The organism is Rhodococcus sp. IEGM 1341 (assembly GCF_030056895.1).
Lineage (GTDB): Bacteria > Actinomycetota > Actinomycetes > Mycobacteriales > Mycobacteriaceae > Rhodococcoides.
Genome location: NZ_JASHKV010000001.1, coordinates 468,928 through 491,155, shown reverse-complemented (window position 1 = coordinate 491,155; position 22,228 = coordinate 468,928). Strand labels below are relative to the sequence as shown.

General features: G+C 66.2%; 23 protein-coding genes. 12 read left to right on the top strand and 11 right to left on the bottom strand.

Going from position 1 to position 22,228, the window contains the following annotated elements; translation table 11 throughout:
* The first annotated feature begins 30 nt into the window (after nt 1-30).
* Together QM615_RS02055 and QM615_RS02050 are read left to right on the top strand one after the other, a co-directional pair.
* Nucleotides 31-1,299, top strand: coding sequence for an acetoin utilization protein AcuC (locus QM615_RS02055; protein ID WP_149405898.1), 1,269 nt, complete (start codon nt 31-33; stop codon nt 1,297-1,299).
* 139 nt (nt 1,300-1,438) lie between these two features.
* The gene (locus QM615_RS02050; RefSeq protein ID WP_149406046.1) at nt 1,439-4,096 is read left to right on the top strand and encodes a bifunctional acetate--CoA ligase family protein/GNAT family N-acetyltransferase; all 2,658 of its coding nucleotides are present in this window, start codon (nt 1,439-1,441) and stop codon (nt 4,094-4,096) included.
* Nucleotides 4,097-4,223: 127 nt separating this feature from the next.
* Here QM615_RS02050 and QM615_RS02045 read toward each other — a convergent pair whose 3' ends face one another.
* The 3 genes from QM615_RS02045 to QM615_RS02035 form a co-directional block, all read right to left on the bottom strand.
* Nucleotides 4,224-5,195 (bottom strand): sigma-70 family RNA polymerase sigma factor, encoded by a 972-nt coding sequence (locus tag QM615_RS02045; protein ID WP_032377730.1) that lies wholly within the window; start codon nt 5,193-5,195, stop codon nt 4,224-4,226.
* A gap of 178 nt (nt 5,196-5,373) precedes the next feature.
* Entirely contained in the window at nt 5,374-6,867 is a 1,494-nt protein-coding gene (locus tag QM615_RS02040; RefSeq protein WP_149405897.1) for a DUF7782 domain-containing protein, read from the bottom strand.
* A gap of 33 nt (nt 6,868-6,900) precedes the next feature.
* Nucleotides 6,901-7,269 carry a DUF3099 domain-containing protein gene (locus QM615_RS02035; RefSeq protein ID WP_068050653.1) on the bottom strand — a complete coding sequence of 123 codons (369 nt, stop codon included), beginning with the start codon at nt 7,267-7,269 and terminating at the stop codon, nt 6,901-6,903.
* Between the two features lie 94 nt (nt 7,270-7,363).
* Between QM615_RS02035 and QM615_RS02030 the strand changes: the two genes are divergently transcribed.
* A complete protein-coding gene (locus QM615_RS02030) occupies nt 7,364-7,600 on the top strand; it encodes a DUF3039 domain-containing protein (RefSeq protein ID WP_068050652.1) in 237 nt (78 codons plus the stop codon).
* Here the strand turns inward: QM615_RS02030 and QM615_RS02025 are convergent.
* Complete coding sequence (locus tag QM615_RS02025) at nt 7,573-8,685, bottom strand: YihY/virulence factor BrkB family protein (protein WP_262498341.1); 1,113 nt, start codon at nt 8,683-8,685, stop codon at nt 7,573-7,575. The two genes, QM615_RS02030 and QM615_RS02025, sit on opposite strands and share 28 nt — an antisense overlap.
* Nucleotides 8,686-8,875: 190 nt before the next feature.
* Between QM615_RS02025 and QM615_RS02020 the strand changes: the two genes are divergently transcribed.
* On the top strand, nt 8,876-10,615 hold the full coding sequence (locus tag QM615_RS02020; protein ID WP_094642023.1) for a DEAD/DEAH box helicase: 1,740 nt from the start codon (nt 8,876-8,878) through the stop codon (nt 10,613-10,615).
* A gap of 108 nt (nt 10,616-10,723) precedes the next feature.
* On the opposite strand, the gene QM615_RS02015 is transcribed toward QM615_RS02020, so the two are convergent.
* Entirely contained in the window at nt 10,724-10,918 is a 195-nt protein-coding gene (locus QM615_RS02015) for a DUF7455 domain-containing protein (RefSeq protein WP_027496884.1), read from the bottom strand.
* 233 nt (nt 10,919-11,151) lie between these two features.
* On the opposite strand from QM615_RS02015, the gene QM615_RS02010 reads away from it, so the two are divergent.
* Together QM615_RS02010 and QM615_RS02005 are read left to right on the top strand one after the other, a co-directional pair.
* Nucleotides 11,152-12,081, top strand: coding sequence for an EamA family transporter (locus QM615_RS02010; protein WP_149405896.1), 930 nt, complete (start codon nt 11,152-11,154; stop codon nt 12,079-12,081).
* Between the two features lie 28 nt (nt 12,082-12,109).
* On the top strand, nt 12,110-12,469 hold the full coding sequence (locus tag QM615_RS02005; protein ID WP_149405895.1) for a DUF952 domain-containing protein: 360 nt from the start codon (nt 12,110-12,112) through the stop codon (nt 12,467-12,469).
* A 76-nt stretch (nt 12,470-12,545) separates the two neighbouring features.
* On the opposite strand, the gene QM615_RS02000 is transcribed toward QM615_RS02005, so the two are convergent.
* Both QM615_RS02000 and ppgK read right to left on the bottom strand, forming a co-directional pair.
* Nucleotides 12,546-13,874, bottom strand: coding sequence for an RNA polymerase sigma factor (locus QM615_RS02000; RefSeq protein ID WP_068050647.1), 1,329 nt, complete (start codon nt 13,872-13,874; stop codon nt 12,546-12,548).
* A gap of 159 nt (nt 13,875-14,033) precedes the next feature.
* Complete coding sequence (gene ppgK, locus QM615_RS01995) at nt 14,034-14,855, bottom strand: polyphosphate--glucose phosphotransferase (protein WP_149405894.1); 822 nt, start codon at nt 14,853-14,855, stop codon at nt 14,034-14,036.
* Between the two features lie 187 nt (nt 14,856-15,042).
* Between ppgK and QM615_RS01990 the strand changes: the two genes are divergently transcribed.
* Nucleotides 15,043-15,930, top strand: a complete 888-nt coding sequence (locus QM615_RS01990; RefSeq protein WP_410482236.1) for an inositol monophosphatase family protein — start codon at nt 15,043-15,045, stop codon at nt 15,928-15,930.
* Between the two features lie 15 nt (nt 15,931-15,945).
* On the opposite strand, the gene cei is transcribed toward QM615_RS01990, so the two are convergent.
* Complete coding sequence (cei, locus tag QM615_RS01985; protein ID WP_068050645.1) at nt 15,946-16,626, bottom strand: envelope integrity protein Cei; 681 nt, start codon at nt 16,624-16,626, stop codon at nt 15,946-15,948.
* A 544-nt stretch (nt 16,627-17,170) separates the two neighbouring features.
* Here cei and QM615_RS01980 point away from each other — a divergent pair.
* Nucleotides 17,171-17,473: a DUF4193 domain-containing protein gene (locus tag QM615_RS01980; protein WP_027496891.1), complete on the top strand. Its 303-nt coding sequence runs from the start codon at nt 17,171-17,173 to the stop codon at nt 17,471-17,473.
* Between the two features lie 72 nt (nt 17,474-17,545).
* Here QM615_RS01980 and QM615_RS01975 read toward each other — a convergent pair whose 3' ends face one another.
* A complete protein-coding gene (locus QM615_RS01975) occupies nt 17,546-18,010 on the bottom strand; it encodes a DUF3093 domain-containing protein (RefSeq protein WP_149406043.1) in 465 nt (154 codons plus the stop codon).
* Between the two features lie 220 nt (nt 18,011-18,230).
* Between QM615_RS01975 and dut the strand changes: the two genes are divergently transcribed.
* Nucleotides 18,231-18,683, top strand: coding sequence for a dUTP diphosphatase (gene dut, locus QM615_RS01970; RefSeq protein ID WP_094642394.1), 453 nt, complete (start codon nt 18,231-18,233; stop codon nt 18,681-18,683).
* A 64-nt stretch (nt 18,684-18,747) separates the two neighbouring features.
* Nucleotides 18,748-19,590 carry a DUF3710 domain-containing protein gene (locus QM615_RS01965; protein WP_149405893.1) on the top strand — a complete coding sequence of 281 codons (843 nt, stop codon included), beginning with the start codon at nt 18,748-18,750 and terminating at the stop codon, nt 19,588-19,590.
* Here the strand turns inward: QM615_RS01965 and QM615_RS01960 are convergent.
* The gene (locus tag QM615_RS01960) at nt 19,572-20,294 is read right to left on the bottom strand and encodes an alpha/beta fold hydrolase (RefSeq protein ID WP_262498340.1); all 723 of its coding nucleotides are present in this window, start codon (nt 20,292-20,294) and stop codon (nt 19,572-19,574) included. The genes QM615_RS01965 and QM615_RS01960 overlap by 19 nt on opposite strands.
* A gap of 122 nt (nt 20,295-20,416) precedes the next feature.
* Here QM615_RS01960 and QM615_RS01955 point away from each other — a divergent pair, with 122 nt between their 5' ends.
* Nucleotides 20,417-20,794, top strand: a complete 378-nt coding sequence (locus QM615_RS01955; RefSeq protein WP_068050637.1) for an OB-fold nucleic acid binding domain-containing protein — start codon at nt 20,417-20,419, stop codon at nt 20,792-20,794.
* A 121-nt stretch (nt 20,795-20,915) separates the two neighbouring features.
* Nucleotides 20,916-21,569, top strand: coding sequence for a DUF3159 domain-containing protein (locus QM615_RS01950; RefSeq protein ID WP_068050641.1), 654 nt, complete (start codon nt 20,916-20,918; stop codon nt 21,567-21,569).
* On the opposite strand, the gene QM615_RS01945 is transcribed toward QM615_RS01950, so the two are convergent.
* The gene (locus QM615_RS01945; RefSeq protein WP_068050636.1) at nt 21,543-22,202 is read right to left on the bottom strand and encodes a potassium channel family protein; all 660 of its coding nucleotides are present in this window, start codon (nt 22,200-22,202) and stop codon (nt 21,543-21,545) included. The genes QM615_RS01950 and QM615_RS01945 overlap by 27 nt on opposite strands.
* Nucleotides 22,203-22,228: the final 26 nt, after the last annotated feature.

Here is a 22,228-nt window from a genome sequence, read left to right as displayed (position 1 = left end):
CATCCCGTCCGACAACGTAGTTTTGTCCGTATGTCTGATCAGGCGACACGCGCCGCCGCGTCCATCCCGAACCGCCCCGAGGACATCGTCGTGTGGAGCGCGGATTACCTCGGCTACCGGTGGAGCGACGACCACCCGATGAATCCGACTCGACTCGATCTGACAATGGCACTCGCCACCGACATCGGCCTGCTCGCGGGCGTCGAACTCGTCGAGCCCACTGCCGCGCCGGATTCCGAGCTCCTCCGATTTCACACCAGCGCCTACATCGAGGCCGTCAAACAGGCACCGTCGCAGGGCCCGGCTCTGCGTGATCCCGACGACGTCGTCCACGGACTGGGTTCCGACGACAACCCGGTGTTTCCGCAGATGCACGAGGCGAGCGCAATGCTCGCCGGTGGCTCTCTGGCCGCCGCCCGCGAAATCGCGTCGGGACGTGCTCGACGCGCGGTGAGCATCGGCGGCGGCATGCACCACGCGATGGCCGACTGGGCCTCCGGCTTCTGCGTCTACAACGACGCCGCGATCGCTATCTCGTGGTTGCTGGACAACGGGTTCGACCGGATCGCCTACATCGACGTCGACGCTCATCACGGGGACGGCGTTCAGGCGGCATTCCTCGGTGACCCGCGGGTGCTCACCGTCTCGTTGCACCAACATCCGGCGACGCTGTGGCCGAACACCGGATGGTCGACCGAGGTGGGAGCCGAACGCGGTGAGGGAACCTCGATCAACGTTCCATTGTTGCCCGGCACCGCGGATCGGTTGTGGCTGCGCGCGTTCCACGCGATCGTGCCGGGTGCGATCGCCGCGTTCGCGCCTCAGATCATCGTCAGCCAGTGCGGTGTCGACAGCCACCGCGAGGATCCCCTCGCGGACCTGGCCCTGACCGTCGACGGCCAGAATGCGGCATTCCTGGCCATGCGTGATCTGGCGGACAAACATTCCGAGGGTCGGTGGTTGGCCGTCGGCGGCGGAGGGTACGGCTTGGTGCGCGTCGTTCCACGGGCCTGGACCTACCTCATCGCTGCCGCGCTCGGTCGCGACATCGACCCGATGTCGGCGTTGCCGGACACGTGGCGGGAGCGAGTACGGACCATGGCACCGAGTGTCGACCTCCCGCAGACGATGGGTGACGGGGGAGACGTCGACTATCCCGCCTGGGACGGACCCGGGGGATCCCTCGCCGGGACCGACGGCACCGACAGGGCGCTCGAACGCGTCGACTCGGCCATCATCGCCACCCGTCGAGCAGTGTTTCCACTGCTCGGACTCGATCCGGAGGACCCGCGTGACTGATCCGACCGACAGCCCCTCGGACGAGGAGCCGGCCGTTGCGGCGTCGGACCCGAGTGACAAGGAACCGCGTGACCAGGAACCGAGCGACCAGGAACCGAGCGACCAGGAACCGAGCGACCAGGAACCGAGCGACAAGGACCTGGCCAGGGAGCGAGCGGAAACATCCTTTCCGCGGCACTGGGTTGCCGACGTCCTGACCTCCGACGGCGGTGTGGTGCACCTGCGTCCCATCGTCCCGTCGGACTCCGAACGGATCGTCGCATTCCACGGCCGGTTGTCCGAGCGGACGAGATACCTGCGGTATTTCGGCCCGTACCCCACGATGCCGCAGCGTGACGTGCTCAACTTCACCACGGTCGATCACCACGACCGGGTGGCGTTCGTCGCAGTGCTCGGTGACGACATCATCGCGGTCGGCCGCTACGAGCGACTGCCCGAGGGGGACGGCAACTCCGCCGAGGTGGCTTTCGTCGTCGCCGACGCGCACCAGGGCCGCGGGCTGGGTCCGATCCTGCTCGAACACCTCGCGGGAGCGGCCGCCGAGAACGGGGTGAACATGTTCGTCGCCGAGGTGCTCGCCGAGAACCGGAACATGGTCACCGTCTTCCGGGAGGCGGGGTACCAGGTCAGCAGGTCCTTCGAGGGTGGTGTGCTGCGACTGGAGTTCGCCATCGACCCCAGCGAAGCTCTGCTGTCGGTGCGCAATTCCCGTGAGCGTGCCGCCGAGGCCCGCAGTGTGCGCAACGTACTGAGCCCACGATCGGTGGCCGTGATCGGAGCGTCGACGGACAGCTCGAAGGTGGGCAACGCCGTTCTCGCGAATCTGCTGGCGGGCAACTTCACCGGGCCCGTCTATCCCGTCAACGCCGACCATCGTTCGGTTCGCGGGGTCCGCGCCTACGCCACGGTGCACGACATCCCGGATCCGGTCGATCTTGCGATCGCCGCGGTACCGGCCGATGCGATCGACGCGGTACTCGACGACTGCCTCGACAAGGGCGTCAAAGCGTTGCTGGTGGTGTCAGGTGGATTCGGTGAGACCGGACCTGCGGGGCAGGAGAGCGAGCGACGGCTGGTGCTCGCGGCGAGGGCGCACGGAATGCGGTTGATCGGGCCCAACGCGCTCGGTGTGGCGAACACCGATCCCGAGTTCGGTCTGAACGCCACTCTGGCTCCGCATCTGCCCACTCCGGGCAACGTCGGGTTCTTCTGTCAGTCCGGTGCCCTCGGCATCGCGATTCTGGACGAGGCCGCCAACCGCAGGCTCGGACTGTCGACCTTCGTCTCGGCCGGAAACCGCGCCGATGTGTCCGGTAACGATCTATTGCAGTACTGGGATTCGGACCCGGCCACCGAGGTGATCCTGCTGTACCTCGAGAGCTTCGGTAATCCCAGGAAGTTCACCAGGATCGCCCGACGGGTGGCGCGCAGCAAGCCCATCATCGCGGTCAAGAGCGGACGCGGGGCCGTGCCGCCCGCACACGCGATCGGTGCCGACATCGACGACTCGATCGTGCGCGCACTGTTCGCTCAGGCCGGAGTCATCCAGGTCGACACCATCTCGGAACTCTTCGATTGCGCGGTGCTCTTCGGAAACCAGCCGCTGCCCGTCGGACCGAGGGTTGCCGTGGTGGGAAACTCGACTGCGCTCGGCGTGTTGGCGGTCGATGCTGCGCGGGCCAAGGGCTTGCATGCGAGCAGCCCGATCGATGTCGGTCCGCAGGCCGGTCCCGAGGATTTCGCCGCGGCGGTGTCGTCGGCACTGGCCGCGTCGGACATCGACGCTGTCATCGTCGTGTTCGTACCCCCGGTGGCGGTGGAGGTGGAGCCGTTCGCGACCGCGCTCGGCAACGCCGTCCGTGGATCCGACAAGCCCGTACTCTCGACGTTCCTCGCTACCGAGGGCATTCCGGACGTCCTGGCGGTCCGCGGGCCGGGTGGATACCCCATTCGCGGTTCGGTGCCCTCGTACTCGAGCCCGGAGCGAGCGGTTGCTGCCCTCGCCGCCGCGTGGCGCTACTCCGCGTGGCGGTCGCGACCGGTGTCGAACCTGGTCCGCCCCAAGAGCATCGACTCCGAACGCGCCAAGCAGCTGGTCGAGGGCTGGCGTTCGGCAGGCAGTCACGGACGGTGGCTCTCCGATTTCGAAACCGCCGAGTTGTTGGGCTGCTACGGCCTCGACGTCGTTGCTTTCAGGACGGTGACCGACGAGGACGAGGCCGTCGCAGCGGCAGACGAACTCGGCTACCCGGTGGCGGTCAAGGCGACCGGTGAACGGTGGCGGCACCGGCCGGATCTCGGCGGAGTGCGACTGGACATGGCGGACGCGTCCGCGGTGCGGGTGGCGTATCGCAATCTGGCGGCAGACTCGGGCGAGCCGTTGTTGCACGTCCAGCGCATGGCGGTCAAGGGAATCGGCTGCGTCGTACGCGTACAGGACGACCCGTCGTTCGGATCGCTCATCTCGTTCGGTCTGGCCGGCGTCATCTCGGACCTGCTGGGCGACCGTGCCTATCGGGTACTTCCGCTGACCGAGGACGAGGCCGCGCAGCTGATCGACGCGCCCAAGGCGGCTCCGCTGCTGTCCGGATATCGCAATGCGGTGCCCGTCAACAAGAACGCATTGATCGACCTCGTACAGCGAGTATCTGCACTGGCAGAAGACATCGCCGACATTCGTGAGATCTCCTGCGAGCCGGTTCTGGCGTCCGCCGACGGCGCACAGATCACCGATGCTCGCGTCCGCATCGGTCCGGAACCGACCAAGGCCGATCTGGGCCCGCGTCGATTGCGCTGACCGAGACCGGCTTCGAAAAGGCAGAAGCCGAGTCGACGTCCCAGGGGGAGAGGACGTCGACTCGGCTACCGCACGAGGTGACGCGAGCGGGGATGATCACCGCTGCGCCACCGGTCGGTGGTGACGTTCAGCTGGCGTAGGACCGCAGCTTCTCGGCGCGGTCGCCCTGCCGAAGCTTCACCATCACCTCGCGCTCGATCTGACGGACACGCTCACGGGAGAGGCCGAAGAGCTTGCCGATCTGATCGAGGGTGCGGGGCTGTCCGTCGTCCAGGCCGTAACGGAGACGGATGACCTGCTGCTCCCGCTCGTCGAGAGTGCCGAGAACGACGCGAACGTCGCTGTGCAACAGTCCGGCGATGACGGCATTCTCCGCGGACGTCGCCTCGGAGTCCTCGATGAAGTCGCCGAGGGGTGCTTCCTCGTCGCTGCCCACCGGCATGTCCAGGCTCACCGGGTCGCGACTGTGGTCGAGCAGGTCGGCGATCTTCTCCACCGCGATACCCGATTCGCTCGACAGCTCCTCGTCCGTTGCCTCGCGGCCGAGCTGCTGATGCAGTTCACGCTTGATCCTGGCCAGCTTGTTGACCTGTTCGACCAGGTGGACAGGCAGCCGGATCGTGCGGCTCTGATCTGCCATTCCGCGGGTGATGGCCTGACGAATCCACCAGGTCGCGTAGGTCGAGAACTTGAAGCCCTTGGCGTAGTCGAACTTCTCCATCGCGCGGATGAGTCCGAGGTTGCCCTCCTGGATCAGGTCGAGCAAGGGCATACCGCGCCCGGTGTAGCGCTTGGCAAGAGACACGACCAGGCGAAGGTTCGCTTCGAGGAGATGGCTGCGGGCGGCACTGCCGTCGCGAACGATGATGGCGAGGTTGCGCTTCTTGACCGCGCTCAACCTCTTCGTGTTCTCGAGAACCTGCTTCGCATACAGACCAGCCTCGATCCTCTTGGCCAGATCTACTTCCTCGGCAGCCGTCAGCAACGCGGTGCGGCCGATTCCGTTGAGGTACACGCGAACGAGATCGGCTGCTGGGCTCTGGGCGTCCAGATCGGCGTCGGTCGGCCGTGGACGAATCGTGGTGCTGGGGCTGGTCATGACTTGCCTCCTGGTCGGTGGTGTCTCACAGGGTTCAACGCTCGGGAGACTCCGATAAGTTCCCACGCCGATCCGGTGGATACCCGCGTGACCAGGGATTACGTCATGTTCGTCCTGAGAAGTTGCTGAGAAGTGAAACCGCCGGGAACGGTCGCTCTCGTGGGGTGACGTCCGGGACTCATCGGGCCGGCAGAACCAGGCCGTGCCGGACGAGCCCCTGCATCATCGTCACCGCATGCTGTGCCAGTTCCTCTGCGTCCTCGTCGTGCGCAGCAGCGAGCAACTCCACCAGTTCACCGACCGGTAGGCCATCGGGTCGCAGCCCGGCGAGCAGAGCCGCACCGAGTTCGTCGACGTCGTGCTGCCACTGCGGGCCGTTTCCGCGATGGACTCGCACCGCTACCGGAGCCCAGCCCTCGTCGCCGGGGAGATATACCCGTTCGAGTGCGGTGTTCGGTTCCAGAGTCAGCACCGAGTCGAGGATGTCGTGCTCTCGCAGCCAGTCCAGCCGCGCGAAGTACTCGATCGCTTCGTTGCCCAGCGGGTCGGAGAAGCCGTGCGTGAGCTCCTCGGCCAGAAGGTCGGTCGGCGCATCGGTACTGCGGAGATAGACGAACCCGAAACCGATTCCTTCCACGTCGGCGGCAGCGAAGTGATCGAGCCAGGACTGTGCCACCGCGGCCGCGTCGGGATCGCGGGGATCGAGTCCGCCGTCGCGCATCCACGTGCCCACGTACAGCGCGGGATCGGCGACGTCGCGCTCGACGACCCAGGCGTCGATCCCGTGCGCGGGAAGCCACGACGCCACGCGAGCACGCCAGTCCTCGCCGCGGACGTGCACCCACGAGGCCAGGATGGCAGCGGTACCACCGAGCGTCAGGTGGTCCGGGGCCCGGCCGATCATCAGAGCGCTCGCGCCGTCGAGATCGAGGCCGGAATCGCGGTACGAATGCAGCACTTCGGCGCGGCCGACGACGAACGGCGGGTTGGCGACGATGCGATCGAATCGACGCCCGGTAACCGGCTCGAACCACGAACCGTGCAGAAACTCGACGTCGAGGCCGTTGAGCGCCATTGTCGCCGCCGCGAGGTCCATCGACCGCGGACTGATGTCCGTTGCGGTCACCTGCGCCGCATAGTCGCAGGCGTGGACGGCCTGGATGCCGCAGCCGGTGCCGACGTCGAGAACACTGGTCACCGGCGACGTGGGGGTTCCCCTCAGCAGCGACAACGAGGCCTGGCCGACGCCGAGCACGTGGTCGCGAGCAGTCTCCGCGACGCGCATGCTGCCGTCCGGATCCGAGACGATCCATCGGGTTCCGTGGCCGGCGTCGAGCGGTCGAATGTCGAGCAGCGTCCGCACCGTGGACCCGGAACGGGTCAGGATCCCGGCCGAGACGGCGTCGTCGACCGTCAACGGCGCGATGGCGTCGGCGACGTCGGACTCGGCGCAGTCGTCGACGAGAAGGAACAGGCGTACCAGAACACCCAGCGTGCCGCCGTCCCGACTGGCATTGCGGACCGGCACCGGTTCGCTGCGACCGAGGGCAGCATGGGCGTCGTCCCCGAGCAGCGTCAGCACGCCGTCGGCGTCGTACCCCGCCCGCTCGAAGGCATCACGAAGATCGGCGCAGGCGAGGACGAGCGGGGACGTGGAGTTCGGTGCAGTCACGACGCAAGTGTCGCATCGGCGAGAGCCGGTGCGTCAGTCGTCGCCCGCTTCGATCACCCGGTGGTTGCTCGATTCCAATTGCGGCCTGTCGACGGTCCGGTAGTCGTACCGGCTCATCTCGTCCTTGGTGCGGGGCGGCCGATCGTTGGCGATCAGCACAGCCATCCACGGCAGAGGAATGGACGCTCCGACTATTGCCATGGAGATCCACGGGTTCATCCACATCCCGTACGCGATGGCAGCCAACACCAACGCCGGGATGCGGAACGACATGATGAACATGTATTTGCGGACGCGAGCTTTGTGCTGCTCCTCGACCGACTGCTGCGCCTCGGTGATAAGGACGGGCCCATCCGGCGAGTCGCTGTACGCGCTTCCGTCGAACCCTGGGGTTCTCGTCATACCTCCACTGTGGCACTACTGCTCACAGAATGCTTGCAACGAGCTTGTGCAACCGGTTACCCCTCGATGGGGATCCACGGATTAATCTGTGTTCATGAGCACTCAGACGAAGGACCGTCCCGATATCGCACCGGACGAAACCACGGAAGACGACCGGCCGAAGTTCTTTCATTACGTGAAGAAGAACAAGATCGCCGAGAGCGCGGTGATGGGTACGCACGTCGTCGCGCTGTGCGGTGAGGTGTTTCCCGTCACCAAGTCGGCGAAGCCCGGATCACCGGTGTGCCCGGACTGCAAGAAGGTCTACGAGGGCCTGAAGAAAGGCGACTGAGCGCCGTCTCCCGGGTGTCGGTCGGGGGTCGGCTCGGGACGCCCCGAGCGGGCGCGGTCGCCGGACAGTTTGATCGGCCCCGTGGCCAGCCGTCGGGCGACAGCGGTCACCGGCCCCGACGGCTTGTCGTCGGTTGCGGTCTGCGCTGCGATCCACTCGCGCATCTGGTCCATTCGTGTTGCCCGTGCAGGCGAGAACTCCTGGATCGTCGCGTTGAACTCGGCCCCGAGCACGACGGCGAAGCCGAGGAAGAACGTGAACAGCAGAAACGCGATGGGTGTCGCCAGGGCGCCGTAGGTGTACCCGGTGCTCGTCACCCAGCCGAGGTATCGACGCAGGACCGCGCTCGCGATCATGAAGAACACCCCGGCCAGCAGAGCGCCGCCGAGGAGACGATGCCACGGCAGCGAGGTGTGCAGAGCAACCTTGTACAGCGTCGTCAAACCCATTATCAGCAGTAGACCGACGGCCGGATAGTAGAAGAAGTCGACGAGCTCGCTGCCCACCGTGATCCACGAATCCGGCAGGATCTGCTGCACGTACACCGGTCCGAGGGCGACGAGCGGAAGCACGAAGACCGCGATCACCAGGAAACCCACGTAGAGAAGCAGCGCGAAGAACCGCTGCCAGACGGGGTTTCGCGCGTCGGCCTGGCCGTGCGCTTCCACGATGGAATCGACGAACGTCGAGAGTGCCGACGACCCGGCCCACAACGAGAGCAGAAAGCCGACGGACACGATCTCTCCGCTGCCCTGAGCGAGGACGTCCTTGACCGTCGGAGCGATGATCTGGTCCACGACGCTGCCGCTGAACAGGGTGTTGCTGAACGTGATGATCTTGGACTCGATGATCTCGACGGTGTTGGGTCCGAACCATCCGCCGACGAGTCCCAGACTGCCCAGCACACCGAGCAGCAGCGGTGGCAGCGACAGCGTCTGCCAGAACGCGGCCGTTGCAGCCTTGCTGAAGATCGAATCGTCCCACGCTTTGCTCAGAGTGCGCACAGTCACTTTCCACACCGCGTGTAGCGGTTTTCTCGCCGACAATCGTTCCGGTGGTGGAGTTCCGCCTGCAGACTCGCTCATGGTTCCTCCAGCATTCCTGACGAAAGGCGTCTTCGCCTAACAGCCGACTCGCCGTGTCGCATCCGACTCGCCCCAGCGATGCGGGATCGGTCGGTGCGGAGCGATAGGCTCCTCCGCGGACACTGCAGGGCTACCGAGAGCGCGAGGAATTTACATCGATGCCAGGAACCGGCGGCCAGTGAGCGCTGACATGTTCGATCCGACACCACCATCGACCGAGCAGCCCGCCGCTCCCACGAGCGGGGGAGCACCGCTGCGCGCGTGGCAGCGACGGGCGCTGACGAAGTATCTCGTCGCCTCGCCCAAGGACTTTCTCGCGGTCGCAACGCCCGGCGCAGGCAAGACGACGTTCGCCCTTCGGGTGGCTGCCGAACTGCTGGCCCATCGCACCGTCGATCAGGTCACCGTCGTCGCGCCCACCGAGCACCTCAAGCACCAGTGGGCGGAGTCGGCGGCCAGGGTCGGCATCGCATTGGACTCGCGCTTCTCGAACTCGACCGGGCAGACCTCGAGCGACTATCACGGCGTGGTCGTGACGTACGCGCAGATCGCATCGCACCCGTTCAAGCATCGGGTGCGCACCGAATCGCGTAAGACTCTCGTGATTCTCGACGAGATTCACCACGGCGGCGACGCGAAGAGCTGGGGTGAAGGCATTCGCGAAGCGTTCGGAGACGCGACCCGACGGCTCGCACTGACCGGTACGCCGTTCCGCAGCGACGACAGTCCCATTCCGTTCGTCAACTACGAACCGGATCAGGACGGCCTGATGCGGTCCAAGGCCGATCACGCGTACGGCTACTCCGATGCCCTTGCGGACGGCGTCGTCCGCCCGGTCGTGTTTCTCGCGTACTCCGGAGAAGCGCGCTGGCGGGACAGTGCCGGTGAGGAGTACACCGCCCGGCTCGGTGAGCCGCTCAATGCCGAACAGACCGCGAGGGCATGGCGCACCGCACTGGATCCGCAGGGCGACTGGATGCCGGCCGTGCTGCTGGCGGCGAACACGCGTCTCGCGCAACTGCGGGCAGGCGGCATGCCCGATGCAGGCGGTCTGGTGATCGCGACCGATCAGACGGTGGCGCGGGCCTACGCGAAGCTGATCGAGGTGATCACAGGGGAGACACCGGCGATCGTGCTGTCCGACGACCCCACGTCCTCGGCTCGCATCGCCGAGTTCGGAAAGAGCGATCAGCGTTGGATGGTCGCGGTTCGCATGGTGTCCGAGGGCGTCGACGTTCCGCGACTGGCCGTCGGTGTCTACGCGACGAGCGCGTCGACCCCGCTGTATTTCGCGCAGGCCATCGGCCGCTTCGTGCGGTCTCGGCGCAAGGGGGAGACCGCGAGCGTCTTCCTGCCGTCGGTACCGGTGCTGTTGGATCTCGCGTCTCAGCTCGAGGCGCAGCGCGATCACATTCTCGGAAAACCGCACCGGGAGAAAGACGGTTTCGACGACGAGCTGTTGGCCGACGCCAACAAGCAGAAGGACGAACTGGGCGAGGAAGAGAAGGCGTACACCTCGCTGGGTGCGGATGCGGAACTGGACCAGGTGATCTATGACGGCTCCTCGTTCGGTACCGCGACGTTCTCGGGCAGCGACGAGGAAGCCGACTATCTCGGTCTGCCCGGCTTGCTCGACGCGAAGCAGATGCGCGACCTGTTGCGTCAGCGTCAGCAAGAGCAGATCGACAAGCCTGCTGCGGGCCCTGCGGTGCCGGCTCCTGCCGTCGTCAACGACAGGGCCACCAGTGCGGGCCAGTTGGCCGGCCTGCGGCGTGAATTGAACAGTTTGGTCGCGGTGTACCACCACCGCACCGGGAAGCCGCACGGGGTGATTCACGGCGATCTGCGTCGTATCTGCGGCGGCCCGCCGACGGCGATGGCGTCGGCCGATCAGTTGGGTGAGCGAATCGCGCAGTTGCGGAAGATGTAGCGCCTCGGGCGGAACCGGGCACGAAAAAGACGGACGGTCTGATGACCGTCCGTCTTCTTCGTGTTCGTCGATCGTGGCGAACCTGTTTCCCCCGACACAAAAGGTGGGTTACACCGTGGAGTCCGATTCGGTCATCACCGTTGCGTTCACTTCACGCAAACGGGCTTCGTGCTCGGTGGCGTGGTGACCGCAGAAGAGAAGTTCTCCACCGGTCGAGAGCACGACACGCGCGCGAGCCCCTGCACCGCACCGGTCGCACCGGTCCGCTGCTGTCAATTGTGGGCTGGTCAATGTTCCGGGCATGACTCCTCCGTACTGGCTTGCGGGTTGTCCCGTTCGCCTGGGGCCGGTCCGCCGCGTCGGTATGGCGCGGTTCGTTCACTCTGTCAGACGTATGGCGGTCACGCGTTGTTCCCGAGCGCGTTTCTTTGTGTTGTCACTAACACGAAACATGTCCCACGAGCAGGAACATCTCCCAGAGTGTTCGCTGAGAGCTGATACCGGTTCACGCGAGCCACGGCAGTAGGGTCGCCGATGTGTCTTCGACTTCCACTTCGCTCTCCGGCGCATCGAAGCTCGGTATTCCATCCCTGTTCGTCATCGGCGCGGTGTGTATGTACGTCGGTGCGGCGATCGGTGTGTTCCTGTTCGACGTCGTCGATCCGGCCGCGGTGGCGTGGCTGCGCGGCTTCGGTGCGGCGCTGGTGCTGGTGCTCTGGCGACGGCCGTGGCGGCGTAGGGCGGGCACCGGCGGGGCGTGGACCGTGCGACGGGTGATCACGGCTGCCGCGTTCGGCGGTGCGACGATCGGCATGAACGCGATGTTCTACGAGGCGATCGCCAGGCTGCCACTCGGCGCGGCGGTGGCCATCGAGTTTCTCGGGCCGATTGCGGTCGCTGCTGCCGGGTCCAGAAAGCCTGCCGATGTGTGCGCGCTGCTCCTGGTGGTGGCCGGCGTCGGTGCCATCGCTTCCGCGCAGTTCGAGGGCGGCGAGGTGGGCCTCGTAGGAATCGCATTCGCGCTGGGCTCGGCGGCCTTGTGGGCCGCCTACATCGTGCTGGGTAAGTCCGTTGCCGACGCAGGCCAGGGGCTCGACGACATGGCTGCCGGGTTCGCAATCGCGTCCGTTCTACTGGCCGTTCCGCTGTTCGGACCGTTCGCGGCCGCGCACTCGGATGCATTGGGAGACTGGCGGATCTGGGTTCTCGGATTGGGCGTCGGGCTGTTGTCGAGTGTTGTTCCCTACGTTCTCGATCAGTACGTCCTGGTGCGAGTGGGCCGGGCCCGCTTCGCGTTGCTGCTGGCTCTGCTCCCGGCGACGGCGACGGTGGTCGGTGCCGTGGTGCTGACCCAGATTCCGACGGCCCTCGAGGCTCTCGGAATCGTGGCCGTCATCGCGGCCGTGGTGGTCGGCGGCCTGCCGGCGCGCAGAGATCGCGGCGTTGCCGACATTCCACCGCCCTGACGCGCACTCGACACTGCAGAATGGAACTGTGACCAGCAAGCAGGACGACCTCGTTCACATCTGTACGGCAGGGGAGTGGCTCGCGATGCGTGGTCGGGCCGACTACACCCCCGACTCGTACGATTCCGTGGGGTTCGTGCACCTGTCCACACCCGAACAAGTGCACTTGCCCGCGAATCGGCTCTTCTCCGGCCGCACCGATCTGGTGTTGCTGCGCGTGGATCCGGCTCGTCTGACCGCACCCGTTCGGTGGGAGCCCGGGGTGCCGACCGATCCGGAGTCCATGCTCTTCCCACATCTGTACGGACCGCTGCCGATCGCGGCCGTGACCGCGGTCGTCGACTATCGGCCGGGGCCGGACGGAACGTTCGGGGTGCCGCAGGTGTGACGGCATCCACGCCGCAAAAAGCAACGACCGCCGATCGGAATGATCGGCGGTCGTTGTTCCAGGTGGATCGAACGAATCAGTCCAGGTAGTCGCGCAGTACCTGCGAACGCGACGGGTGACGCAGCTTGGACATGGTCTTGGACTCGATCTGACGGATCCGCTCGCGCGTGACGCCGTAGACCTGTCCGATCTCGTCGAGGGTGCGGGGTTGACCGTCCGTCAGGCCGAAGCGCAGACGAACAACGCCTGCTTCGCGCTCGGACAGCGTCTCGAGGACCGACTGCAGCTGATCCTGGAGCAGCGTGAACGACACGGCGTCCACGGCAACGACGGCTTCGGAGTCCTCGATGAAGTCACCGAGCTGGCTGTCGCCTTCGTCACCGATGGTCTGGTCGAGCGAGATGGGCTCACGCGCGTACTGCTGGATTTCCAGCACCTTCTCCGGCGTGATGTCCATTTCCTTCGCGAGCTCTTCGGGAGTGGGTTCGCGACCCAGATCCTGGAGGAGCTCACGCTGGATGCGTCCGAGCTTGTTGATGACCTCGACCATGTGCACCGGGATGCGGATGGTGCGGGCCTGGTCGGCCATGGCCCGGGTGATCGCCTGACGGATCCACCACGTGGCGTACGTGGAGAACTTGTAGCCCTTGGTGTAGTCGAACTTCTCGACCGCGCGAATCAGACCGAGGTTGCCCTCCTGGATGAGGTCGAGGAACGCCATGCCACGGCCGGTGTAGCGCTTGGCCAGGGAGACGACGAGTCGAAGGTTCGCCTCGAGGAGGTGGTTCTTGGCGCGGTTGCCGTCACGGCAGATCCACGTCATGTCGCGACGCTGCGCAACGGGGAGCTTTTCGCCCTTCTCCGCGGACTCACGCATCTTCTCGACCGCGAACAGGCCTGCCTCGATACGCTTGGCCAGTTCGACTTCCTCTTCGGCGTTGAGGAGGGCGACCTTACCGATCTGCTTGAGGTACGCGCGGACGGAGTCGGCGGACGCGGTGAGCTCGGCGTCCTTGCGGGCCTGACGCAGCGCCTCGGATTCCTCTTCGTCCCAGACGAAGTCGCCGGACGCCTTGTCCTCGGCAGTCGGCTCGGCGGTGGCGTCTTCCTCGGTGTCGTCACCGGCGGCGACCACCTCGACGACATCGTTGGCGGCAGCGGCGAGGTCGCCCTCGGAGATGTCGATGTCCTCGATCCCGGGAGTGCTCTCGTCGGCGTCGTCGGAAGCCGGAGCAGCTGCTGTCTTCTTCGCTGCGGCCTTCTTCGCCGGGGCCTTCTTGGCTGCGGCACGCTTGGCCGGTGCCTTTTTGGCCGGTGCCTTCGCAGCGGGTGCCTTGACAGCAGGTGCAGGTGTCGCAGACTCGGTTTCGGAATCTACGGTCTGACGGATATCGGTGGCTGCCACGTACGCCCTTTCGTGACGAAGTCGTGCGGCGTCACGCCAGAGTTGTTTCCGGCGGAGAGGTCTTCGGATTCGGCCGGCTGCGTACCGGCACACACCATTGTAACGACCTCTCAGGAGTTTGTTACCGACCCTCGCCCTACGCAGGTGGCAACCCGCGTGTCAGCCCAGCGATCCCGCGGACGTACCGGTCTCGGCGGACGGTACGGCGGAGTCCGCTGCGAGTGCGGCACCGACGATCCCGGCAGTGTTCAGCAGGGTTGCCGGAACCACGGGTGTGCGATTGGTCAGGTGCGGAATCCACTTCTCGCTCTTGCGGCTGATGCCGCCGCCGGCGATGAAAAGATCCGGCCACAGCAGCGCCTCGAACGTCTCGAGAACCTTCGAGACCTCCTTGGCCCACTCCTTGTAGGACAGGCCCTGGTTCTCCTTCACCGACGACGCCGCACGATGCTCGGCCTCCTTGCCGTCGATCTCCATGTGGCCGAATTCGGTGTTGGGAAGCAGAACGCCGTTGTGCAGCACGGCCGAACCTATCCCGGTGCCGAACGTCAACAGCACGACGACGCCGTCCCTGCCCTTGCCGCCGCCGTACTTGTCCTCGGCCACTCCGGCTGCATCCGCATCGTTGAGCACGGTGACGTTCTCGGTGCCGATGGCCTTCGCGAACAGCGCGCGGGCGTCGGTGTCGATCCAGGACTTGTCGATGTTGGCGGCCGAGCGAGCGACACCGTTGGTCACCACCGCGGGCAGGGTGACGCCCACCGAGCCGGTCCACTCGAAGTGCGCGACGATCTCGGCCACGGTGCGCGCGACGGCATCGGGGGTCGACGGTTGCGGCGTCTCGATCTTGTAGCGGTCGCCGACGAGCTCACCGGTGCTCAAGTCCACGATTCCGCCCTTGATGCCGCTGCCGCCGACGTCGACGCCGAACCCGTGGCGCGCTGCCGCAGCGGTGGTGTTGTCCGAACCTGCCTGTGTCATGTGGATGCCGCTCCTGGCGTGATCGAATCCGTGTGATGCCGTCGGTTCCGAACAATAGTGTGTTTCGGCGTTCGCGGGACGGTGACGTCACCGGCGGTCGCTGCGGTGGTGCTCGAACGTCGGTGTGTGTTGCGATGTACGTGTGCCGAAACCAGACCGATCGCAGACCGACACCGCCAGTACACAATTGCCGGAAGAGCAGGTGGCAGCAGAGGGATCGAACACCCGCGAGGTGGACGTGCTGCGCGAGGTCGCCGTACGGGTCGCGACGCGAGCCGCCGAGCACGTCAGGCGACGCCGCCCGGAGGTCTTCGGCTGCGAACCGATCGAGGGTGACGGCGCGGTGCAGTCGAAGAGCACGCCGACCGATCCGGTGACGATCGTGGACACCGAAACCGAGAGCGTCCTCCGCGATCTGCTGGCGCGGCTTCGGCCGCAGGATGCCATTCTCGGCGAGGAGGAAGGCAGCGAGAACGACTCGCTCGACGGCGCGCGGTGGGTGCTCGACCCGATCGACGGAACCGTGAACTTCATGTACGGAATTCCGGCGTACGCGGTGTCGGTCGCGGTTCAGATCGACGGTGTCAGTGTTGCGGGGGCCGTGGTCGACGTCGCCCGCGAGCTCGTCTACTCGGCCGCTCTCGGGCGCGGGGCGACCGTGGAGCGAGCCGACGGTACCCAGGAGCAGCTGCACTGTTCGGGAGTCACCGATGTGTCGATGACGTTGTTGGCCACCGGATTCGGCTACGGATCCGGTCGTCGCGCGGTGCAGGGCGCGATCATTTCCGAACTGCTGCCTCAGGTGCGTGACATCCGCCGGATCGGTTCGGCTGCGCTCGATCTGTGCATGGTCGCGTCCGGAGTTGTCGACGCACACTTCGAGCACGGGCTCAGTCCGTGGGATTGGGCGGCGGGTGGGCTGATCGCAGCCGAGGCAGGCGCGACGGTCAGGCTGCCTGCTGCCGACAGCACCAGCGCTCAGGGTGCGGTGACGGTGGCCGCTGCCCCAGGGGTCTCGAACGCCTTCCTGGCGGTACTGCGCAGCGCGGGTGCACTCGATCCGATCCCCGGCTGACGCGCCGCCGGTCGGTCAGCAGCGCGATTCGCGTGCTGCCGAGAGCAGATCGGCGTCGAGTGGCGCAGGGGCGGCACCGGGTGCGGTACCGGCGAGCGTGCGCAACACTTCCTCGGCGTCGTCGTTGGGCTGGATCTCGCTGAAGTAGGTACCGAGAGCCAGATCGACCGAGTCGTCGGCGCGGGCATCCTGAATCAGTTCGGCGCACGGCGCGACCAGTGACACGGCACTGGCTGCCGCCAGGCCGGCCGGGCCGAACCGAATCTGGCCCTGGCACTGCATGTTCTGATCGACGTAGACCGGATCGTTGCCGACCTGGACGTCCGGTGCGCTGGCGAAACCGTAATCGATGAGCTGGGCGGCGACGAGAGCTGCCTGTCCGCGCTCACCGTTCGCGTTGAAGACGCGCACTTTCGACGCGGACAGGGCGGCAGGCTCGACGTCGAGCAGTGTCGTCGGGTCCACTTCTTCGCCGAGAGGTGCCGGCTGCGTCCCGTCCGTCGCGGCGGTGGTGGTGGGCACGTTGCATTCGGCCGTTGCGGAGGCGGCTTCGGAGGTGGTGAACACCTTGACCCACACGAGCACTCCGAGCAGGGCCAGCACGGCGAAGACCGCGATCATCGGAAACGCGCGGCGTCGACGGAACGGACGACCTCGACCGTCGACCGAATGGCCTTCGGTGATCAGAGAAACCACGGTGATCTTCGCCTTTCCGTCGGCAGTTGCCGAGACCGGTCCACAGAGTCGGTTCACACCGACGCGGTGCCTACTGTAGATGCCCGCGGTCGGTGGGGGCGGCACACTCGGCCGGCACCTACTCCGATCCCGTGCGCGACGCCCGATTCGGAGCCCGAAACCGGCGGCGAGAAGTGTTCTGCGATGCAAGGAATGAAGCCGCCCATCCCGGTGTTGATGCGGCGTGCAGCCAGGTGAAGGACCAGTCGGCGATTCGGTTTCTGCTTTGCGACCGGCTTCGGCTATTGTCTGGCGGCCGCGGTGCTTCAAGAATCGGACACCGGTGCACGATCGATCAGGTGAGCGAGGTCTCGATCGGGTTTCAACCGGCGAGTTCTGGGAACTACCCGGTGTAGTTTCGGGCACCGCGCGACGACGAACGGTTTGAACAGATACGAACATCGGTGGGAGCGAGCAAGCGCCCTCTTCACAGCCGACGGCCACAAGCCGACCACATCGGCAGCTTTCACCACACACACGCACGAAGATGAGGGGTACGAAGACAATGGCAACCGACTACGACGCACCGAGAAGAACAGAATCCGACGATGTGTCGGAGGACTCGCTGGAAGAACTGAAGGCCCGACGCAACGAGGCTCAGTCCGCCGTGGTGGACGTGGACGAATCCGACACCGCGGAGTCGTTCGAGCTGCCGGGTGCAGATCTGTCCGGCGAGGAGCTGTCGGTTCGGGTCGTTCCCAAGCAGGCCGACGAGTTCACCTGCTCGAGCTGCTTCCTGGTCCATCACCGCAGCCGGCTGGCCAGTGACGCCAACGGTGTACTGATGTGCCGCGACTGCGCGGCGTGACCTTTTCCACACAGACCTGATCCAGCGGGTCAGGTCTGTGTCGACGGTTCCGACCGTCGATCGACGGATGGATCAGCGCGCTTCGACGCCGTGCGCGTTCAGGACTGCCAGCAGCTCTTCGGGGCGCTTGGTACTGACGAGCCAGTAGGGCGTCGGATCGTCCGGGTCGTCGAGGACCACGATCACCATCTGTTTCACCCAGGTGCGGTGCTGCACGAAGGCCAATGGATCGAGTTGCCTTCCCAGCGCCGCACTTTTTGCTGTCGCGGGAACGATCGCGGCCTTGGATGCCACATCGAGTGGCAGATGAGCAGACCCGACGCGTAGCTCGGTGCCGGTCGCACCGGTGCCCACCTCGACGCGCAGCCTGCTGAAGGCGAACAACGCCCAGGCGATCAGCGGGAGCAACACGACGTAGGGCAGCCAGGCCCGGATGCCCGGTGCCCCCATGTGGATCTCCGCAGCCAGCAAGACCGCCACGGCCGCACCCGCCGCCCACCACCAGATCGGCACCCAGAGTCGCTCCGAGTACAGCACGGAGTTCGCGGGTGCTGAGGAACCCGTGTGGGGAGTGGAGTCGCCGGACTCCGACGCGTGTTCGGCCTGTCGATCTGCAGTCACGAGTCCCAGGGTAGTCGCCACACCGAGACGGAAGCCGGCCAGCGTAGTCTCGTACGACGTGAGCGACGAAGTCACCGAGTCCGGCAGCGAACCATCCGTCGATCGACCCACCATCCCGCGCCTGCCTTCCGATCCGGTGTCCGAGGTCCTGGTACGCCGGCTCGATCCCGAGCTTCCGGTGCCGACGCGTGCGCACGACGGTGATGCGGGCGTGGATCTGCGAATCACGGCTCCGGTGACCATCGCACCGGGCGAACGCGTCCTGGTGGGGACCGGAATCGCGATCGCTCTCCCGTTGGGAACCGTCGGGCTGGTGCATCCGCGATCGGGGTTGGCGGCGAAGTCGGGCCTGTCGGTGGTCAACACCCCGGGCACCATCGATGCCGGCTATCGCGGGGAGATCAAGGTCTGTCTGATCAACCACGACCTGCACACTCCGATCGAACTCGAGCGGGGCGACCGCGTCGCCCAACTGATCGTGCAGCGAGTCGAGTTGGTGACGTTCGTCGAGGTGGACGAGTTGGACGACACCGTTCGAGGGGCCGGTGGTCACGGTTCGACCGGTGGCCATGCGAGTCTGAAGCAGTGAGTTCCGCCACGACGTTCACCGGTGGCAGGCACAGTGGAAGCAACCGAGAAGAAGAGAGCTGAACATGTTCGGACGGCGTAAGAAGAACGACGCCGGCAGTGCCTCCGCGCCCGGTGCGGAGCCATTCGTCGACAGCGTCGAAGACGAAGACGACGATGTCGAGGCCGCGGACACGACCGCAGACGGACCCCACGATCTCGAGGACCTCGACGACGATCGCGAGACCGTCGCCAAGACGCGACTCGATCTCGGCTCGGTGCTGATTCCGCTGCCGGAGGGCGGTCAACTCCAGGTCGAGATGTCGCAGGCCGGTAGCCCGCAGGCAGTGCACATCGTGACGCAGTTCGGGCGCATCACCATCGCTGCCTACGCGGCACCCAAGTCGCCCGGTCAATGGCGCGAAGTGGCTGCCGATCTGGCGTCGTCTCTGCGCAACGACAAGGCCGAGACGACAGTCGAGACGGGTCCGTGGGGACGCGAACTCCTCGGTGTCACGGCCAACGCCGACCTGCGCTTCATCGGAGTCGACGGCTATCGCTGGATGGTCCGCTGCGTGCTGGCGGGTCCGTCGGGTGCGGTGGGAGAGGGCCAACCGCTCGTGCGGCTGGCGCACACGATCCTTCGGCAGACCGTGGTGGATCGGGGTACCGAGCCGCATCCCGTTCGGACCCCGTTGCCGGTGGTGTTGCCGCAGGTACTGGCCGAGCAACTTGCTGCAGCCGCGCAGCAGCAGGCGGCAGCTCAGCAGAACGCTGCGCAACAGGCCGCGCAGCCCCAGGCCGCGGTACCCACCGCCGAACCTGTTGTGCCGCAGCAGGGTTCGACGCCGCAGCCGACCGCCGCCGAGCGTGACCGCGCGCCGCGTCGGGGCGCGTCGGGATCGGCGATTCAGCAGCTGGGCGGCTGAGCCTGCGGACCGTCGAGACCGTCGACCGCCGCTCGGCCGAGGCATCCTGGGTCGCTGCCGATGTCGTCCAGGGTCACGATGCGCAGCGCGCAGTTCGGTAGCGCCCGCGCCCACTGTCGAGCCACCTCGATCGGATGGACCGCGTCGTCCACTGCTCCCACGACGACGGCAGGCAGCTCCAGCCGAGCGAGCTCGTGGAGTTCGGGGCTGCGGTGCCGAGCCGCCTCGTCCAGCGCGTCCGGAAGCGCGGGCCACTGGGAAGCCCATGACCTCCGCAGCGTGCGCGCGAGCCACGGCGGGCTCGACGCTGCCATTGCCGCGGTGACGGCGTCGAGCCCCTGTTCACGCAGGGATCGAGCGGTGAATTCCGCGCTCAGGGCCGCGGGGGATCCGGCCGGGTCTCCGGTCCACGCCGGGAGCGCGAGTGCAACAGCCGCAGTGTTCGATGCGTTGGTCGCGGCCCAGCGAACCGCTACCGCGGCCCCGAGGGATATCCCCGCGATCACGACGCGTCCGTGTCGGTGCGCGGCGTCGTCGAGGGCGGTCAGGTAGCTCTCGACCACCGCGGCCGGGTCGGGTTCGACCGCGATGGTGGTCAATCCCACACTCTCGAATGCGGCCGAGAACGCGTCGGCGGCGAACCGGGCATCGGACCCCGTTCCCGGTAGAACGATCGCAGTGCGGGTGTCGAATCGGCTGTGCACGACACGATTGTGCACGCCTTCCGACACCTCCGTAGCGGCGGTTGGTCAGCGTGACACTTGGGGTCTACAGTGGCGAAGTACCCACCCTGACGAGGGAACGACCCCCACCGCTGGAGCGCACAATGGCACCCGCTGCCGCAGGATACTTTCGCCGCCTGACGCGGAAGTTGACAGAGGACATCGATCAACTCGATGCCGAGGAGATGGCCGAAACCTCCGAAGCCTCCGGGGCTCGGCGAGCGTGCGACTGCTTGCGAGGCGAGGAAGTGACCATGCTCGGTCGGTTGCGCAGCGTCGAAGCCTGTTCGAAGGCGGCCAATGCGAACATCGAAGCCGAGTTCTTCGACGGCACCGACACGGTGACGCTGCTCTGGATCGGGCGCCGCAAGATCGCCGGTATCGAACCCGGCAAGACTCTGCTCGTGCGCGGACGTGTCGGCGAACGCGACGGACGCAAGATCGTCTACAACCCCTATTACGAACTGCGCGACGACAGCTGATCGTCGCCGGTATGGCACTCTCGTTGTCGTGACCAACAGTGACGATTCCGTGCCGCCCACGCCGACATCGAACACGCCGGAACTCACAACCGACGCGTCGACCACGGACCGCGTCGAGAAGGTGGCTCCCACCGTCCTCGAACAGCTCGGCGGTCTGAGCGGGCTCGTCTACTCCACCTTGCCCGTCGTCGTCTTCGTTCCTGTGAACAGCTACGTCAACCTGTCGGTCGCCCTCTGGTCCGCTCTGGGAGTTGCCGCCGCGGTGTTGGTGTGGCGGTTGGTTCGTCGCAGCCCCATTCAACCCGCCATCTCGGGATTCTTCGGAGTCGGGATCTGCGCGTTCATCGCATACCGGACGGGAGATGCCAAGGGCTACTTCCTGTTCGGCATCTACACTTCGCTCGCCTACGGTGCGGCTTTCGTGTTGTCGGTGCTCGCGCGCTGGCCGTTGGTCGGCATCATCTGGGGATACCTCAACGGCAAGGGAACGTCGTGGCGTGGCCACCGGTCGGCTGTGCGCTACTACGACGTGGCCACCATCGCCTGGGCATCGGTGTTCGGCGCTCGATACATCGTTCAGTCGCAGCTCTACGACTCCGACCAGACGGGCTGGCTCGCCGTTGCCCGCATCGGCATGGGCTGGCCGCTGACAGGGGTGGCGCTGTTGGTCACGCTCTGGGCCGTGCGTGCTGCCGATCGCGCGCTCGACGCTGCGTCGAGCGCGGACCGCAGTCGGGATCGGCTGTCGTCAGATCAGGCCGACAGCGGAGCGTAGTTCGTTCTCCACCTCTTTGGCCGCGACGAACAGCAGCTCGTCGCCGCCTTCGAGCGGATCGTCGTGCTGTGGAACGATCACTCGACCGCCGCGCAGAATCGTCACCAACGCTGCGTCCCTGGGCAATTGGAGCTTGCGGACCGGCTTTCCTGCCAGGGGAGTGTTCTCCGGCAGCGTGATCTCGACGAGGTTCGCCTGACCCTTGCGGAACGTCATCAGGTGAACGAGGTCGCCTACCGACACGGCTTCTTCGACCAGGGATGCGAGCATTCGCGGCGTCGACACCGCGACGTCGACGCCCCAGGCGGCATCGAACAGCCATTCGTTGCGTGGATCGTTGACCCTGGCCACCACGCGATTGACGCCGAACTCGGTCTTGGCCAGCAGGCTGAGCACCAGGTTCGCCTTGTCGTCACCGGTGGCAGCGATCACCACGTCGTAATTCTCTAGGTGGGCGGCTTCGAGCAGACTCAACTCGCACGCGTCGGCCAGCACCCATTCCGCTTCCGGGATGGCGGCCTGATCGACGTGGTCGAGTTTGCGTTCGAGGAGCATCACATCGTGTTCGCTGCGGATCAATTCGCGTGCGATGGATCGGCCGACTGCGCCGGCTCCGGCGATAGCGACTTTCATGGCTTCCCGTTCGGGTCGATGGGGGA